12 protein-coding genes and 1 tRNA gene are annotated in these 15,922 nt (G+C 61.4%); all 13 read left to right on the top strand.

Features of this window, described 5'->3' with window-relative positions:
• Positions 1 to 1,509, top strand: a complete 1,509-nt coding sequence (locus ISP19_RS10610) for an NADH-quinone oxidoreductase subunit M (RefSeq protein WP_204681724.1) — start codon at positions 1 to 3, stop codon at positions 1,507 to 1,509.
• Between the two features lie 12 nt (positions 1,510 to 1,521).
• Positions 1,522 to 2,964, top strand: coding sequence for an NADH-quinone oxidoreductase subunit NuoN (gene nuoN / locus ISP19_RS10605; protein ID WP_204681722.1), 1,443 nt, complete (start codon positions 1,522 to 1,524; stop codon positions 2,962 to 2,964).
• 89 nt (positions 2,965 to 3,053) lie between these two features.
• A tRNA-Met gene (locus ISP19_RS10600) sits at positions 3,054 to 3,130 on the top strand.
• A 208-nt stretch (positions 3,131 to 3,338) separates the two neighbouring features.
• Positions 3,339 to 3,851: a ribosome maturation factor RimP gene (locus ISP19_RS10595; RefSeq protein WP_204682194.1), complete on the top strand. Its 513-nt coding sequence runs from the start codon at positions 3,339 to 3,341 to the stop codon at positions 3,849 to 3,851.
• A 58-nt stretch (positions 3,852 to 3,909) separates the two neighbouring features.
• Positions 3,910 to 5,415 carry a transcription termination factor NusA gene (nusA, locus tag ISP19_RS10590; protein WP_204681720.1) on the top strand — a complete coding sequence of 502 codons (1,506 nt, stop codon included), beginning with the start codon at positions 3,910 to 3,912 and terminating at the stop codon, positions 5,413 to 5,415.
• Between the two features lie 125 nt (positions 5,416 to 5,540).
• A complete protein-coding gene (gene infB, locus ISP19_RS10585; protein WP_204681718.1) occupies positions 5,541 to 8,360 on the top strand; it encodes a translation initiation factor IF-2 in 2,820 nt (939 codons plus the stop codon).
• A gap of 163 nt (positions 8,361 to 8,523) precedes the next feature.
• Positions 8,524 to 8,901 (top strand): 30S ribosome-binding factor RbfA, encoded by a 378-nt coding sequence (gene rbfA / locus ISP19_RS10580; RefSeq protein ID WP_204681702.1) that lies wholly within the window; start codon positions 8,524 to 8,526, stop codon positions 8,899 to 8,901.
• A 26-nt stretch (positions 8,902 to 8,927) separates the two neighbouring features.
• Positions 8,928 to 9,878, top strand: coding sequence for a tRNA pseudouridine(55) synthase TruB (truB, locus tag ISP19_RS10575; protein WP_204681700.1), 951 nt, complete (start codon positions 8,928 to 8,930; stop codon positions 9,876 to 9,878).
• 164 nt (positions 9,879 to 10,042) lie between these two features.
• Positions 10,043 to 10,312: a 30S ribosomal protein S15 gene (gene rpsO / locus ISP19_RS10570; protein ID WP_204681698.1), complete on the top strand. Its 270-nt coding sequence runs from the start codon at positions 10,043 to 10,045 to the stop codon at positions 10,310 to 10,312.
• A 20-nt stretch (positions 10,313 to 10,332) separates the two neighbouring features.
• Entirely contained in the window at positions 10,333 to 12,438 is a 2,106-nt protein-coding gene (pnp, locus tag ISP19_RS10565; RefSeq protein ID WP_204681689.1) for a polyribonucleotide nucleotidyltransferase, read from the top strand.
• A gap of 108 nt (positions 12,439 to 12,546) precedes the next feature.
• A complete protein-coding gene (locus ISP19_RS10560; RefSeq protein ID WP_204681682.1) occupies positions 12,547 to 13,641 on the top strand; it encodes a poly(R)-hydroxyalkanoic acid synthase subunit PhaE in 1,095 nt (364 codons plus the stop codon).
• A gap of 9 nt (positions 13,642 to 13,650) precedes the next feature.
• Positions 13,651 to 14,718, top strand: coding sequence for a class III poly(R)-hydroxyalkanoic acid synthase subunit PhaC (phaC, locus tag ISP19_RS10555; RefSeq protein ID WP_204681680.1), 1,068 nt, complete (start codon positions 13,651 to 13,653; stop codon positions 14,716 to 14,718).
• Positions 14,719 to 14,888: 170 nt separating this feature from the next.
• Entirely contained in the window at positions 14,889 to 15,914 is a 1,026-nt protein-coding gene (gene mtnA, locus ISP19_RS10550) for an S-methyl-5-thioribose-1-phosphate isomerase (RefSeq protein WP_204681672.1), read from the top strand.
• The last annotated feature ends 8 nt before the right edge of the window (positions 15,915 to 15,922 follow it).

The raw sequence follows: 15,922 nt of genomic DNA, 5'->3' as shown, positions 1-15,922 counted from the left end.
ATGTTCAATCATCTGCTCAGCCTGCTGATCTGGCTGCCCATCGCAGGCGCAGTGCCTGTCCTGCTGGCCGGCTCCGGTCGTCCTAATACGGCCCGTTGGCTGTCCTTGCTGATGGCCGTCCTCACTTTTGTGGTGAGCTTGTTCCTCATTCCGCAATACAACGCGGATGCCGGCGGCATGCAGCTGGCCGAAAGCCACCTGTGGATTGCTTCGCTCAATGTCCACTACGCCCTGGCGGTGGACGGCATCTCGGTCGCGCTGATCCTGCTGACCACCTTTGTGGGCATCCTGGTCATCATCGGCGCCTGGGAAGTGATCCAGGACAAGCCGCATCAGTACATGGCTGCCATGCTGGTACTCGAAGGCCTGATGATCGGTGTGTTCTGCGCTACCGACGCCTTGCTGTTCTACGTGTTCTTCGAGGCGATGCTGATCCCGATGTTCATCCTCATCGGTATCTGGGGTGGTCCGCGCCGCGTCTACGCCACGCTGAAGTTCTTCATCTACACCTTCCTCGGCTCGATCTTCATGCTGATCGGCCTGATCTACCTGTATCTGAAGGCGGGTACGTTCGATCTGCATACGCTGGCGACCCTGCCGCTGACGCTGACCGAACAAAGCTGGTTGTTCTTCGCCTTCCTGATCGCGTTCGCAGTCAAGGTGCCGATGGTGCCGGTGCATACATGGTTGCCGGATGCCCACGTGGAAGCGCCGACCGGCGGTTCGGTGGTGCTGGCGGCGGTGATGCTGAAGATCGGTGGATACGGCTTCCTGCGTTTCAGCCTGCCGATCGTGCCCGATGCATCCGCACAGTTCGCCTGGCTGGTGATTCTGTTGAGCCTGATCGCCGTGGTCTACATCGGCTACGTCGCGCTGGTGCAGGAGGACATGAAGAAGCTGGTGGCGTATTCATCCGTGGCGCACATGGGCTTCGTCACCCTGGGTATCTTCATCGGCTTCATGCTGGTGCGTGAACAGGGCAATACCGACACTGCACGCCTGGGCATGCAGGGTGCGATGGTGCAGATGATCTCGCACGGCTTCATCTCCGGCGCAATGTTCTCGTGCATCGGCGTACTGTACGACCGCATGCACACGCGCCTGATCAAGGATTACGGCGGCGTGATCAATGTGATGCCGTGGTTCGGCTTCTTCTACGTACTGTTTGCCATGGCCAACTGCGGTCTGCCCGGCACCAGCGGTTTCGTGGGCGAATTCATGGTGATTCTTGCCAGCTTCAGTGCCAATCCGTGGATTGCGTTGTTTGCGGCCTTCACCCTGATCATCGGCGCGGCTTACACGCTGTGGCTGGTCAAGCGGGTGTTGTGGGGCGATGTCACCAATTCCCACGTTGCTGAAATGCAGGACCTCAACGGACGCGAAGTCATCGTGCTGGGCGCGTTCGCTGCCATGACCCTGCTCATCGGCATCTGGCCCGAACCGTTGACCCACTTGATGGACAGCTCGGTATCGCAGCTGGTCCAGTTGCTGGCCATCCACAAGGTCTGATCGAGAGCGACCATGCCGACTTTTAACGACATTCTGATCATGGTGCCGGAGTTCTATCTGGTTGCCGCGGCGTGTGTGCTTCTTCTTGCGGATGCCTTCCTGCCGGCGCATCAACGTGGACCGACCCTGCACTGGGCATCCATCTTCGTGCTGGTCGCCGGTATCTACCTGGTGGTTGCACACCAGCCGGATGGAGCGGTCACGGCCTTCAATGGCATGTTCATTCGTGACGGCGTGGCCGAGATCCTCAAGGTCTTCGCCTTGCTGTGCACCATTTTGGTCTTTATCTATGCCAAACCATATCTGAGCGATCGCAAGCTGTTCATTGGCGAGTTCTACACGCTGATGCTCTTTGCCCTGATCGGCGTGATGCTGCTGGTTTCGGCCGGTAACCTGATCATGATCTACCTGGGGCTGGAATTGCTTACGCTCTCGTCGTATGCACTGGTCGCATTGAATCGTGATTCGGAGCTTTCGTCGGAAGCGGCCATCAAGTATTTCGTGCTCGGTGCGCTGGCTTCGGGCATGCTGCTGTACGGAATGTCGATGGTTTACGGTGCCACCAACACATTGGATCTGGTACAGCTGCGTGATGCCATCCCGCACAGCACGATGCCGCATTTGCTGGTGTTCGGTCTGATCTTCATGATCATCGGCGTGGCCTTCAAGCTGGGCGCCGCACCATTCCACATGTGGATTCCGGACGTTTATCAGGGTGCGCCGACCGCCGTGACGGTGTTCGTGGGTTCGGCACCTAAATTGGCTGCTTTTGGTATGGCGTTCCGTCTGCTGGCGACCGGCATGGGCGACATGGCGCACCAGTGGCAGTTGATGCTGGCGGTGCTCGCGGTGTTGTCGCTGGCGGTGGGGAACCTGGTTGCCATCGTGCAGACCAACCTCAAGCGTCTGCTTGCTTATTCGACCATTTCCCACATGGGTTACCTCTTGCTGGGCCTGGTCAATGCGGGACCGGAAGGCTATTCGTCGGCGATGTTCTATGCGATCAGCTACGCGCTGATGTCGACTGCCGCATTCGGTGTGATCCTAGCGTTGAGCCGCGCCGGTTTCGAATGCGAAGAAATCGAAGACTTCAAGGGCTTGAATCAGCGTTCGCCGTGGATGGCCTTCCTGATGTTGCTGTGCATGTTCTCGCTTGCTGGTGTGCCGCCGATGTTCGGCTTCTTCGCCAAGCTGCTGGTGCTGCAGGCTGCGATTCATGCCGGCATGATGTGGCTGGCTATCGTCGGCGCCGTTTTTGCCATCATCGGTCTGTACTACTACTTGCACGTCGTGAAGGTGATGTACTTCGACAAGCCGGTTGAAGGCACGGTGGTGCGCTTGCAGCCGGATTTCACGCTGCGTCTGGCCTTGTCGGTGAATGCATTGGTATTGCTGGTGCTTGGCGTGTACTGGGGGCCGTTGCTGGGCTGGTGCAAGCAGGCATTTGTGGGTTGAGGGGTGTGCTCCGTATCCGCGGAGTGAGAGATAGCGAGTTTTAAGGCTTGCAAGAATTCGGCCATATCGCTAGAATTCTCGGACTCTGATGCGGGGTGGAGCAGTCTGGCAGCTCGTCGGGCTCATAACCCGAAGGTCGCAGGTTCGAATCCTGCCCCCGCTACCAGATCTTTCTTGGACAAGAAAGCCTCCTCGTGAGGCTTTTTTGTTGGGCGCAAGGATGCGGATGCGATTTATCGGGTCATAATAGCCACGATAAACGCGGGGAAAGAGCCTGGAAGAGTCGGGACATCGGCGAGATAAGGGAATGGGCCGCTTGAGCCCATTTTTTGTTTCTGGCGACGGAGTGAGCCTTGATCGGCTCATTGGACGACATGGATACGCAAGCTCTTGCACAACGATTTACCGAGGTTCTGGCTGATCTTCAGCTCGAGTGCCTTGGCGTGGAATTTAGCCCTTCGCAGGGACAGAGTACGCTGCGCGTCTATCTCGACATCGAAGGCCGCGAAGTTACCCTCGACGACTGCGAAGCCGCCAGCCGCGAATTGTCGGCGATGCTCGATGTTGAAGACCCGATTCCCGGTCACTACGTACTGGAAGTGTCTTCGCCGGGGATCGACCGGCCACTGTTTACCGCCGCCCAGTTTGAAAAGGTGGTCGGGCAGGAGGTGAAGGTGCTGCTGAAGGCGCCGCTCGAAGGTCGCCGCCGGTTGCGCGGCAAAGTGGCGTCGGTGGAAGGCAGCACGATCGTGCTGGAAGCCGAAGGCAAAGTGTTTCAGCTCGGGCACGACGCGGTGGAAAGCGCCCGTATCGTGCCGGACTGGGCAGCGCTCGGTTACGTGCCGCAGCCCAAACCCGGCGGTCGCAAGCCGGCCAAGAAGAAATGAGTGTTGAATTGATCAATCTGTCGATGGAGCGCCAGGCGGCGTTCACGGAGTGGTTGCAATGAGCAAAGAACTTTTGCTGGTAGTTGATGCGGTCGCCAATGAAAAGGGCGTGCCGCGTGACGTGATTTTCCTGGCCATGGAAGCTGCCTTGGCGTCCGCTGCCAAAAAGCGCTACCCGGACGAAGATCCGGATATCCGCGTCACCATCGATCGCGCCTCGGGCGACTACGAAACCTTCCGTCGCTGGGAAGTCATTGCGGACGATGGCGAGATGGAATCGCCGTTCCGCCAGCTGCGCCTGATGGACGCCGTCGACGAACGCGCGGACGCCGCGATCGGCGAGTACATCGAACAGCAGATCGAGAATGCCGAATTCGGGCGTATCGCCGCGCAGGCCGCCAAGCAGGTGATCGTGCAGCGCGTGCGCGAAGCCGAGCGCCAGCAGGTGGTGGATGCGTTCAAGGACCGCGTGGGCGAGCTGGTCACCGGTATCGTCAAGCGTGTCGAGCGCGGCAATGTCTACCTCGACCTGGGCGGCAATGCCGAAGCGTTCATTCCGCGTGACAAGACCATTCCGCGCGAATCGCATCGTGTCGGCGATCGCGTGCGCGGCTATCTGCAGGAAGTGCGTTCAGAAGTACGCGGTCCGCAGCTGTTCGTATCGCGCGCCGCACCGGAATTCATGATCGAGTTGTTCAAGCTCGAGGTGCCGGAAGTCGGCCAGGGCCTGGTCGAGATCAAGGGCTGCGCCCGCGATCCGGGTGACCGCGCCAAGATCGCCGTGGTGGCTCACGACAACCGCACCGATCCCATCGGCGCCTGCATCGGCATGCGCGGGTCACGCGTGCAGGCCGTGTCGAACGAGCTCAACGGCGAGCGCGTGGACATCATCCTGTGGCATGAGAACCAGGCCCAGTACGTGATCAACGCCATGGCTCCGGCGGAAGTGCAGTCCATCATCATGGACGAAGACAAGCACTCGATGGATATCGCGGTGGCCGAAGACAAGCTTTCGCAGGCCATCGGCCGCGGTGGCCAGAACGTGCGCCTGGCCAGCAAGCTCACCGGCTGGCAGCTCAATGTGATGACGCAGGACCAGGTGGCTGCCAAGAGCGAAGCCGAGCAGGAATCTGCCCGCCAGCTCTTCATGGACAAGCTGGAAGTGGACCAGGAAATCGCCAACATCCTGGTGCAGGAGGGTTTCTCCAGCGTCGAGGAAATCGCCTACGTGCCGAGTGCCGAGCTGCTGGCGATCGAAGGTTTCGACGAGGACATCGTCGAAGAACTTCGTGCCCGCGCCCGCGATTCACTGCTGACCGAAGCACTGGCGGTCGAGGAAAACCTCGATGACCACCAGCCCTCGCAGGAACTGCTCGAACTCAATGGCATGGACGAGCCGACCGCCTATACGCTCGCCGAGCGTGGGGTGGTCACGGTGGACGATCTGGCCGACCTGGCCGTCGATGACCTGATCGATATCGAAGGCATGGATGAAGATCGTGCTGCAGCACTCATCATGGCCGCACGCGCGCCGATGATTGCGAAGCTGGAGAAGGGCGGCTAACCGCGGGCGCCACGCCCCGGATGGGCGTGCCGAGGAACCCTTTGGGGTTTCCACCAGGGACGGCGGTGACCGTGCAAAGCACTTTGTACGGACGATAAGCGCGGGAACGGCGGAGAAAGAACACGATGTCGGATGTCACGATCAAACAACTAGCCCAGGTCCTGGGTATGCCGGTGGACAGGCTGCTTACCCAGCTTGGCGAAGCGGGCATGAAATTCTCCGATCCGGAGCAAGTCATCAGCAGCACCGAAAAGGTGAAGCTGCTGGGCTTCCTGCGTCGCACGCATGGCAAGGCCGACGTTGCCGCCGAAGCGGAGGATTCCTCGCCGCGGCAGATCACCCTGAAGCGTCGCAAGATCAGCGAGCTGAAGGTCGCTACGCCGGGCGGCCGCGGTACGCAGAACAGCGCCAAGACGGTGAACGTGGAAGTGCGCGCCAAGCGCACCTACGTCAAGCGCAGTGTGATCGCCGAGGAAGCAAGCACCGATTCAGAGCGCGAAGACGCGCTGCGCAAGCTGCACGAATCGCAGCAGCAGCGCGAGCATGAAGAAACCGAGCGCGCCGATGTCGAGCGCCGCCGCCAGGAAGAAGCGCGCCTGCGCGCCGAAGAAGATGCGCACCGCGAAGCGGAGGCGGAACGTGCGCGTCAGGAAGCGCAGGCTGCCGCCGAAGCCGCGGCAGCCGCTGCCGCGGCTGCTGAGGAAGAGGAGAGCATGGACGAAGAGCCTCGCGCTGACGAAATCGAAGTGGTGGCGGAGCCCCTTGCGGTACCCTCCGAGCCGGAGCCGAAGGCGGCCGCGGAACCCGCGGCGCAACCCGTGCAGCGTATCGACCAGCATTCGCTGGGCATGATCCTTCCGCGCATTCACGAACCGCGCAAGCGTGAGAAAAAGCCTGTTGCAGCACCTGCGCCGGCTCCTGCACCGGCGCCTGCGCCGACAGCTGCGGCAAGCGGCGCGGGCGCTGATCGCGGCAAAGCTCGCCACAGCGTCCGTGAACGTGATGATGTGCCGGGCGGCAAGCGTTTTGCTGCGGGTGAGTTGCATCTGTCCGAGGCTGATCGTGCGCGTCGTTCCAGCAAGCGCGGCAAGCCCGGCAAGGGTGCGTCGCGTGATGTGCCGCGCGCCGGCGCTGCGCCGGCCGCTGCCGGTACGCATGGCTTCTCCCGTCCGACTGCGCCGGTTGTGCGCGAAGTGGTCGTGGGCGATGCAAACGTCGTCGCCGAACTCGCGCAAAAGATGGCCGTGAAAGGCTCTGAAGTGGTCAAGGCGCTGTTCAAGATGGGCGTCATGGCCACCATCAACCAGACCATCGATCACGATACCGCCGTGCTGGTGGTGGAAGAACTCGGCCATAAGCCGGTGGAAGCCAGCGATCAGGGTGCAGAAGCCGCACTGGCCGCGCACACGCAGAATGCCGAGCTCGAAGGCGAGCGCACAGCGCGCCCGCCCGTGGTCACCATCATGGGCCACGTCGACCACGGCAAAACCTCGTTGCTCGACTACATCCGTCGTACCAAGGTGGCGGCGGGCGAGGCGGGCGGCATTACCCAGCATATCGGTGCGTATCACGTGGAAACGCCAAAGGGCGTAATCACCTTCCTTGATACGCCTGGCCACGCGGCATTCACCTCCATGCGTGCACGTGGTGCGCAGTCCACCGACATCGTGGTGCTGGTGGTGGCGGCCGACGATGGCGTCATGCCGCAGACCAAGGAAGCCGTGCAGCACGCACGTGCCGCCAAGGTGCCGCTGATCGTCGCGGTCAACAAAATGGACAAGTCCGACGCCAATCCGGACAACGTCAAGCAGGGACTCGGCAATCTCGAAGTGATTCCGGAAGAGTGGGGTGGCGACACGCCGTTCGTGCCGGTGTCGGCCAAGACGGGTATGGGTATCGACGATCTGCTCGACGCCATCTCGGTGCAGGCCGAGGTGATGGAGCTGACAGCGGTGCACGATGGCCCGGCTTCGGGCGTGGTCATCGAATCCAGTCTCGACCGCGGTCGTGGACCGGTGGCTACCGTGCTGGTGCAGCAGGGCACGTTGAAGCGTGGCGACTTCGTCGTCTGCGGTATCGAATATGGCCGCATGCGCGCCCTGGTCGATGAAACCGGCAAGACCGTCCAGGAAGCCGGCCCGTCTATCCCGGTGCAGGTGCTCGGCTTGTCCGGCGTGCCGGAATCCGGCGATGACTTTGTCGTGGTGGCGGATGAGCGTCTGGCGCGTGAAGTGGCGGCAGAGCGTCAGCTCAAGCGCCGCGAGACGCGCATGGTCAGCAAGGCCAACCGCCTCGAAGACATCATGGCGCAGATGGGCCAAGGTTCGGAGCAGCAGACGCTCAACATCCTGGTGAAGGCTGACGTGCAGGGTTCGGTACAGGCCTTGCGCGAATCGCTGAGCCAGATCGGCAATGACAACGTGAAGGTGAACGTGATTGCGGCCGGCGTCGGCGGCATCACTGAATCGGATGCCACGCTGGCGGCAGCTTCCAAGGCGCTGGTGATTGGCTTCAACGTGCGCGCCGACGCTTCGGCGCGCAAGGTGATCGACACCTCCGGTCTGGATGTCCGTTACTTCTCGATCATCTATGACGTGATCGATCAGGTGAAGCAGGCCGCGTCCGGTTTGCTGGGCATGGAAGTGCGCGAAGAAATCATCGGTGTCGCCCAGGTGCGCGATGTCTTCCGCAGCTCCAAGTTCGGTGCCGTGGCCGGCTGCATGGTGGTGGAAGGTGTCGTCAAGCGCAGCAAGCCGATCCGCGTGCTGCGCGACAACACGGTGATCTTCCAGGGCGAACTGGAATCGCTGCGCCGCTTCAAGGACCTGGTCGACGAAGTGCGCAACGGCATGGAATGCGGTATCGCCGTGAAGCAGTACAACGACGTGAAGGTCGGTGACCAGATCGAATGCTTCGAGCGTATCGAGGTTGCCCGCACGCTGTAATAAAAGGGGCGAGAGGCGAGTAGCGAGGGCGCGAAAACTTCCCGTTCCATCGATCCGAAGCCCGGGCATGTTTTGCCCGGGCTTTTTCTCTTGTCGTAACCTAGCGGATTAGCGCCCTTGCCATTCGCTGCCAGCTCCCTGTGCTCAGGGGTAGGAGCCTCCCATGCCATCTCGCGACTTCAAACGCACGGACCGTGTCGGCGCCGAACTGCGTCGTGAGCTCGGTACCTTGGTGCATGCCGCCGTGCGTGACCACGGTTTACCATCGTGCAGTGTGTCGGACGTGGAGGTGACGCGTGACCTGGACTGGGCCACGGTCTGGGTGACGGCGCTACTGCCGGCGCAGTCGAAGGAGACCGTGAAGGCGCTTAATGAACTGGCCGGTGAATTCCGCCGCACCTTGTCGCGTCAGATGCGCCTGCGCAGGGTGCCGGAACTGCGCTTCAAATATGATGATTCAGTCGACAAGGGCGAGCGCATCGAGCATCTGCTGCGCCAGGATTCGTCCCGATCCGCCGGGTCGGACGACAAGGGCGACTGAGTTTTGCGCGCGTCTCCGTACTGATCATGAGTCGTCGTCGACAACGGCCGGGCGCGCGGGACCTGCACGGCATCCTGCTGCTCGATAAGCCCCTGGGACTGAGTTCCAACAAGGCGCTGCAAATGGCTTTGGCGATCCTGCGTGCCGCCAAGGGTGGGCATACCGGCGCCCTGGACCCGCTTGCCACCGGCCTGCTGCCGCTGTGCTTCGGGGAGGCCACCAAGATCGCCGGCAGCTTGCTGGGTTCGCGCAAGGCCTACGTCGCCGAATGCCGGCTTGGGGTCACCACGACGACGGCGGATCGCGAGGGCGGGATCGTCGAGCAACGTCCCGTTCCGGTGCTGGACGAAGCCACCATCGAAGCCGCGCTGGCGCCTTTGCGTGGCCGAATCGTTCAGGTGCCACCCGTGTATTCGGCACTCAAGCAGGATGGCGAGCCGCTCTATCTCAAGGCCCGACGCGGGGAGTCCGTCCAGGCGCCGCCGCGCGAAGTCGAGGTCGACCGGCTTGAGCTGGTTTCCCGAACCGCGGACACACTGACTTTGCATGTGGAATGCGGCTCGGGCACCTATATCCGCAGTTTGGCCGTCGACTTGGGGGAAAGCCTGGGCTGTGGTGCCCATTTGACAGCATTGCGCCGGCTTTGGGTGGACCCCTTCCGCGCGCCGGTCATGATCAGCCTAGACCAGCTTCGCGAGGCTGCCGAGCTGGGTGAGGACGTGATGGATGGCCTCGTATTGCCGCTGGCAGCCGGGGTCTCCGATCTTCCGGCGCTGCATTTCGACCCGGAGGCCAGCCACGCCGTCTCACAAGGGCGTCAGATTGAGTGGCCGGGTGATGCGCCTCGGGAACGCTCTGCGGCTTTTGCCAGCGACGGGCGCCTGCTGGCGCTGGTTGATTGTGACGGACAGGGCAGGGTGCGCATCCTGCGCGGCTTCAACCTTCCGGCGCCGCCCCATGGGACCCACGGGAAGTGAACGTAAAAAGCCATCTTTAACATGGTCTTGTTGCAATACGCTCCGGCTCGCTACAATAACCCTCTTGACTCAGTACGTTTGTTCAACCTGTCGGAGCTTGCGCAACGTCATCGGGAGGTGACGTTGCGCAAGTTCCGCACCCGTTTTTATAGGAAGAAATACTCATGTCCCTGACCGCAGAACAGTCCGGCAAGATCATTGCTGACTTCGGCCGCAAGCCGAACGACACCGGTTCGCCGGAAGTGCAGGTTGCCCTGCTTTCCGCCCGTATCGACCATCTCACCGATCACTTCAAGACCCATAAGCAGGATCACCACTCGCGTCGTGGTCTGCTCAAGCTGGTCAACCAGCGCAAGCGTTTGCTCGGCTATCTGAAAGGCAGCGACCTGAGTCGCTATCAGAGCCTGATCGAGCGCCTTGGCTTGCGTCGCTGATCAGACTGAGGACATTCCAAGTGGCGAAAGTAACCAAGTCATTCCAGTACGGTAATCACGAAGTCACACTGGAGACGGGCGAAATCGCCCGCCAGGCTTCGGGCGCAGTCATGGTCAGCATGGGCGGCACGGTAGTGCTCGTTTCCGTGGTGGCTGCCGCCAAAGCGAAGGATGGGCAGGATTTCTTCCCGCTCACCGTTGATTACGTCGAGAAGTTCTACTCCGCCGGTCGCATTCCGGGTGGTTTCTTCAAGCGCGAAGGCCGTCCGACCGAGAAGGAAACGCTCACCTCGCGCCTGATCGATCGCCCGGTGCGCCCGCTGTTCCCGGAAGAGTTCAAGAACGAAGTGCAGGTCATCGCGCAGGTGATCTCGCTGAATCCGGAAATCGACGGTGACATCGCCTCGATGATCGGCGCTTCCGCAGCGCTGACCCTGGCCGGTATCCCGTTCAAGGGCCCGATCGGTGCGGCCCGTGTTGGCTACGCCAACGGCCAGTACCTGTTGAACCCGACCGCCAGCGAGCTGAAGACCTCCGACCTGGACCTGGTTGTCGCCGGTACCGCCAATGCGGTGCTGATGGTGGAATCCGAAGCCAAGCTGCTCAGCGAAGAAGTGATGCTGGGCGCGGTGGTGTTCGGCCACCAGCAGATGCAGGCGGTGATCAAGGCCATCAACGAGTTCGTGGCCGAGGCTGGCCGCAAGTCGTTCGCATGGGCTGCCCCGGCTCGCAATGACGCCCTGTTCAACGATATCCAGAGCATCCTCGGTGATCGCCTGGAGAAGGCTTTTGTGATCCGCGACAAGCTGGAACGTCGCGACGCCATCGCCGCGCTGAAGGCCGACATCAAGACCGGTATCGCCGAAACCGCCGCTTCGCACGGCTGGAGCGATCTCGATATCAGCAACGCGTTTGCCGAGATCGAATACCGCACCATGCGCGACGGCGTGCTCAAGACCAAGATCCGCATCGACGGCCGCAAGCTTGACGATATTCGCCCGATCAGTGTGCGCGTCGGCGTGCTGCCGCGTACCCACGGCTCGGCGCTGTTTACTCGCGGCGAAACCCAGGCGCTGGTGGTGGCCACCCTCGGCACCACGCGCGATGCGCAGATCATCGATGCGCCGGAAGGCGAGTCCAAGGACACCTTCCTGTTCCACTACAACTTCCCGCCTTTCTCGGTGGGTGAAACCGGGCGCTTCGGCGCGCCGAAGCGCCGCGAAATCGGCCACGGCCGTCTGGCCAAGCGTGGCGTGCAGGCCGTCAAGCCGAGCATCGAAGAATTCCCGTACGTGCTGCGCGTGGTTTCCGAAATCACCGAGTCGAACGGTTCCTCCTCGATGGCTTCGGTCTGCGGCTCCTCGCTGGCCATGATGGACGCCGGCGTGCCGCTCAAGGCGCCAGTGGCCGGTATCGCCATGGGCCTGGTGAAGGAAGGCGGCGACTTCGTCGTGCTGTCCGACATCCTGGGTGATGAAGATCACCTCGGCGACATGGACTTCAAGGTGGCCGGTAGCGCCGATGGCGTGTCCGCGCTGCAGATGGACATCAAGATCGAGGGCATCACCGAAGAGATCATGAAGCTGGCGCTGGAACAGGCCAAGCGTGGCCGTCTGCACATCCTGGGCGAAATGGCCAAGGTGATCAGCACTCCGCGTTCGGAAATGAGCGAGTACGCCCCGCGTCTGCTCACCATCAAGATCCATCCGGACAAGATCCGCGAAGTCATCGGCAAGGGTGGCGCCACCATCCGCTCCATCACCGAAGAAACCGGTACCACCATCGACATCAGCGACGATGGCACGGTGATCATCGCCTCGGTCAACCGCTTGGCGGCCGAAGAGGCGAAGAAGCGCATCGACCAGATCGTCTCCGACGTCGAGCCGGGCCGCATCTACGAAGGCAAGGTTGCCAAGCTGATGGACTTTGGCGCGTTCGTGACGATCCTGCCGGGCAAGGACGGTCTGGTGCACGTGTCGCAGATCTCCAACGAGCGCGTCGAGAAGGTTTCCGACAAGCTCAAGGAAGGCGACATCGTCAAGGTCAAGGTGCTTGAAGTGGACAAGCAGGGTCGCATTCGCCTGTCCATGAAGGCGGTCACCGAGGACGAAGGCGCCAGCGCCTGAGTTTTCTGACAGCTTGATCAGCGAAAACGCCCGGCTTTTGTAGCCGGGCGTTTTCATTTCTGCAAGGTTCTATTTGATACGATGACGCTTCCGTTTGAGGGTGCAGTCATGCCGGACCAGGTCAATGATTTTCTGAAGGACTACCAGGCTTTCGCACAGCAATCCTGGGATGCCTGGATGCGGTATTTGCAGCAATCGGGGGCTCCTGCTCCTTTTGGTGCGGGTCCCGCTGCGATGGCACCCAGCGAAGACTTGCTGACGCGCAGCCTTTCCAGCCTCAAGGCCTATGGGAGCTGGCTCCAACAGGCCGCTGGCGGCGCCGGAGGAATGGGGCCGCTGGGCAACTGGCAGCAACCAGCGGCCATGCAGCCGTTTCTCGCGGCTTTCAGCCAACCCTTTGCGCAGACGATCGCGGGCATCGACACGCCCTCCGCTTTTGGCCTCGAGCACCAATGGCAGTCCTGGCTACAGGCCATGCAGCGTTCGGGCATGAGTGGCATGGCCGGCGTTGGCGGGATGGGCGGCATGGGTGCTATGGGTGCCATGGGTGCCATGCCGGGCGCCATGCCCAGCCAGATGCCGAACTTCGGCCTCACGCGGGAAGCGCAGAAGGACCAGCAGGCGCTTACCGCCGCCATCCATGAATACATGCAGATCAGCGCCCGCTATCAGGCTTTGCTGCAGCAGGTGAATACGCAGGGCATCGCGCGACTGCAGGAAATGCTTGGCCAGCGGACAGAGCCTGGCAAGCAGGTCGACTCCATGAAAGCCCTGTACGACCTGTGGGTGGACGCCATGGAAGAAGCCTACGCGAACATGGCGCTGAGCGATGAATACCGCGATGTCTTCGGCGCCCTGGTCAATGCGCAGATGCAGGTGCGTAAACTCCAGCAGCAACAAACCGAACAGATGTGCCGCGAACTGGGCATTCCCACGCGCAGTGAAGTGGATAGCCTTGGCCAGCGTGTACAGCAGTTGCGCCGCGAACTACAGGCGAGCAGGCAACGCGAGATCCAGTCAGTGCCGGACAACTCAGAAGTAGATGCGCTGCAAGCCGAAATTGCCGAGCTCAAGCGCGAACTGGCGGCCAGCAAAGCGTCGAAGATTCGGCCGATCGCCCGCAAATCCGACGATAACGACAACAAGACGGCCGCCGCATCGCGTGCCAAAACCGCACGTTCCGCCTCGGGCAAGCGCAAGTAAGGATCGTCCATGCATACTCCGTTGCACATCGACCCGCAGCAGGCTTTCAACGAAATGGCCGGATTCCAGCGCAAGCTGGCTGCCGGCGTGCAAAACCTGCGTGGCCTGACCGAACAGGAATACGCCAATACGCCGCGCGAAGCGATCTATAGCGAAGACAAGCTCACGCTATGGCACATGAAGGGCAGCAGCAACCCCACTGCCAAGGTGCCGACGCTGATCGTTTACGCACTGGTGAACACCGTGTGGATGACCGACCTGCAGGAAGATCGTTCGCTGGTGCGTAATCTGCTGGCGCAGGGCGAAGATGTTTATCTGATCGATTGGGGTTATCCGGACGGCGCCGATCGCTGGCTGACCCTGGATGACTACCTCAACGGCTATCTCGACCGCTGCGTCGATGTGGTTCGCAAGCGTCATGGTCTGGATGCGATCAACCTGCTTGGTATTTGTCAGGGCGGCACGTTCTCGTTGTGCTACACCGCGATGCATCCGGAGAAGGTGAAGAACCTGATCACCATGGTGACGCCGGTGGATTTCCGCACCCCCGACAACATGCTGTCGCAATGGGTGCAAAGCATGGATGTGGATCTGTTCGTCAACACGATGGGCAACATTCCCGCCGAGCTGATGAATTGGGTGTACCTGATGCTCAAGCCCTTGCGCTTGAATCAGCAAAAGTACGTGGGCATGGTCGATATTCTCGACAATCCCAACGAGCTGAAAAACTTCCTGCGCATGGAGCGCTGGATTTTCGATTCGCCCGATCAGGCCGGCGAAGCATTCCGTCAGTTCATCAAGGAATTCTTCCAGCAGAACAAGCTGATCAAGGGCGATTTGCAGATTGGCAAGCAGCCGGTTGACCTGGGCATGATTTCGCAGCCCATTCTGAACATTTACGCCACGCAGGACCACCTGGTGCCGCCGGATGCTTCCAGGCCGTTGGGACGCCATGTCAGCACCACCGATTACACCGAGCTCGCCTTCAAAGGCGGCCATATCGGTATCTACGTGTCAGGGCGCGCGCAGCGCGAAGTCGCTCCGGCGATTCACCAGTGGCTGCGCGATCGCAGCTGATCACTTGGCCTGGAACAGCGTTGGGTGCCCCCGGATTTGATCCGGGGCACCCGGCAGCCTTGACCGAAAGTTTGGGACTCTTGAGTTAGCCCTGGATCGAGTCCGAGGTAACTCCGCGCATGGTCTGTTGGGCCAAGTTATCGGTCTCGGCGGCCTGATAGAATGGCGAAATGACAAACGCCTCTTCCAAGCAAATCCACGACACCATTCGCGCCGTTCAGTGGCATGGCGACCATCTGCGTCTGCTGGACCAGCGTCTGCTGCCTGCGGTGGAGCAATGGCTCGATTGCCGCGATTCGACGGCCGTCACTCATGCGATCAAGGATCTGGCCGTTCGCGGCGCACCTGCCATCGGTATTGCTGCAGCCTGGGGCGTTGTCCTTGCCGCGCAGCAAGGTGAGCCGCTCGATCAGGCGCTTGCTCAATTGCGCGCGGCGCGCCCCACGGCAGTGAACCTGATGTGGGCGTTGGACCGCATGAAGGCGCGTATCGCCGCGGGCGCAGATGCCAGCGCGCTGGAACGTGAAGCGCAAGCGATTCAAGACGAAGACCTGGCTGCGAATCGCCATATGGGTGAACTCGGCGCGGCTTTAATTGCTCCGGGCTCCAGCGTCATGACCCATTGCAATACCGGCTCGCTGGCAACCTCCGGCTACGGCACGGCGTTGGGTGTGATTCGTGCGGGTGTCGCAGCGGGACGCATCAACCATGTCTACGCCGGCGAAACCCGGCCATGGCAGCAGGGTGCGCGTCTCACCATGTGGGAACTGGTGCGTGATGGCATTCCGGCCAAGCTCATCGCCGACTCCGCGGCCTCGCATCTGATGAAGGCGGGCGAGGTGAAGTGGGTGATCGTTGGCGCCGACCGTATCGCTGCCAATGGCGATACTGCCAACAAGATCGGCACTTACCAGCTCGCCATCGCTGCTCGCCACCATGGTGTGAAGTTCATGGTGGTCGCGCCGTCTTCAACGGTCGATATGGCCACCGCTTCCGGCGACGACATCGAGATTGAATTGCGCGATGCGGCCGAATTGCTAAGCGTGGCCGGGCGCCGCACGGTGGTGGAGGGCGCGCAGGCCTGGAACCCGGTTTTTGATGTCACGCCGGCTTCGTTGATCGATGCCATCGTCACCGAACGCGGCGTGATCGAGCATCCCACTACGGAACGCATGCGGGCTGTATTCACGGCATGAGACTACGT

The organism is Dyella flava (assembly GCF_016904955.1).
Taxonomy (GTDB): domain Bacteria; phylum Pseudomonadota; class Gammaproteobacteria; order Xanthomonadales; family Rhodanobacteraceae; genus Dyella_B; species Dyella_B flava.
The sequence above is the reverse complement of the archived record's forward strand: the minus strand, read 5'-3'. Positions and strand labels throughout refer to the sequence as shown.

Coding starts and splice junctions, on each gene's coding strand:
- ISP19_RS10610 (WP_204681724.1), top strand. CDS start 1: ATGTTCAATCATCTGCTCAGCCTGCTGATCTGGCTGCCCATCGCAGGC.
- nuoN (WP_204681722.1), top strand. CDS start 1,522: ATGCCGACTTTTAACGACATTCTGATCATGGTGCCGGAGTTCTATCTG.
- ISP19_RS10595 (WP_204682194.1), top strand. CDS start 3,339: ATGGATACGCAAGCTCTTGCACAACGATTTACCGAGGTTCTGGCTGAT.
- nusA (WP_204681720.1), top strand. CDS start 3,910: ATGAGCAAAGAACTTTTGCTGGTAGTTGATGCGGTCGCCAATGAAAAG.
- infB (WP_204681718.1), top strand. CDS start 5,541: ATGTCGGATGTCACGATCAAACAACTAGCCCAGGTCCTGGGTATGCCG.
- rbfA (WP_204681702.1), top strand. CDS start 8,524: ATGCCATCTCGCGACTTCAAACGCACGGACCGTGTCGGCGCCGAACTG.
- truB (WP_204681700.1), top strand. CDS start 8,928: ATGAGTCGTCGTCGACAACGGCCGGGCGCGCGGGACCTGCACGGCATC.
- rpsO (WP_204681698.1), top strand. CDS start 10,043: ATGTCCCTGACCGCAGAACAGTCCGGCAAGATCATTGCTGACTTCGGC.
- ISP19_RS10560 (WP_204681682.1), top strand. CDS start 12,547: ATGCCGGACCAGGTCAATGATTTTCTGAAGGACTACCAGGCTTTCGCA.
- phaC (WP_204681680.1), top strand. CDS start 13,651: ATGCATACTCCGTTGCACATCGACCCGCAGCAGGCTTTCAACGAAATG.
- mtnA (WP_204681672.1), top strand. CDS start 14,889: ATGACAAACGCCTCTTCCAAGCAAATCCACGACACCATTCGCGCCGTT.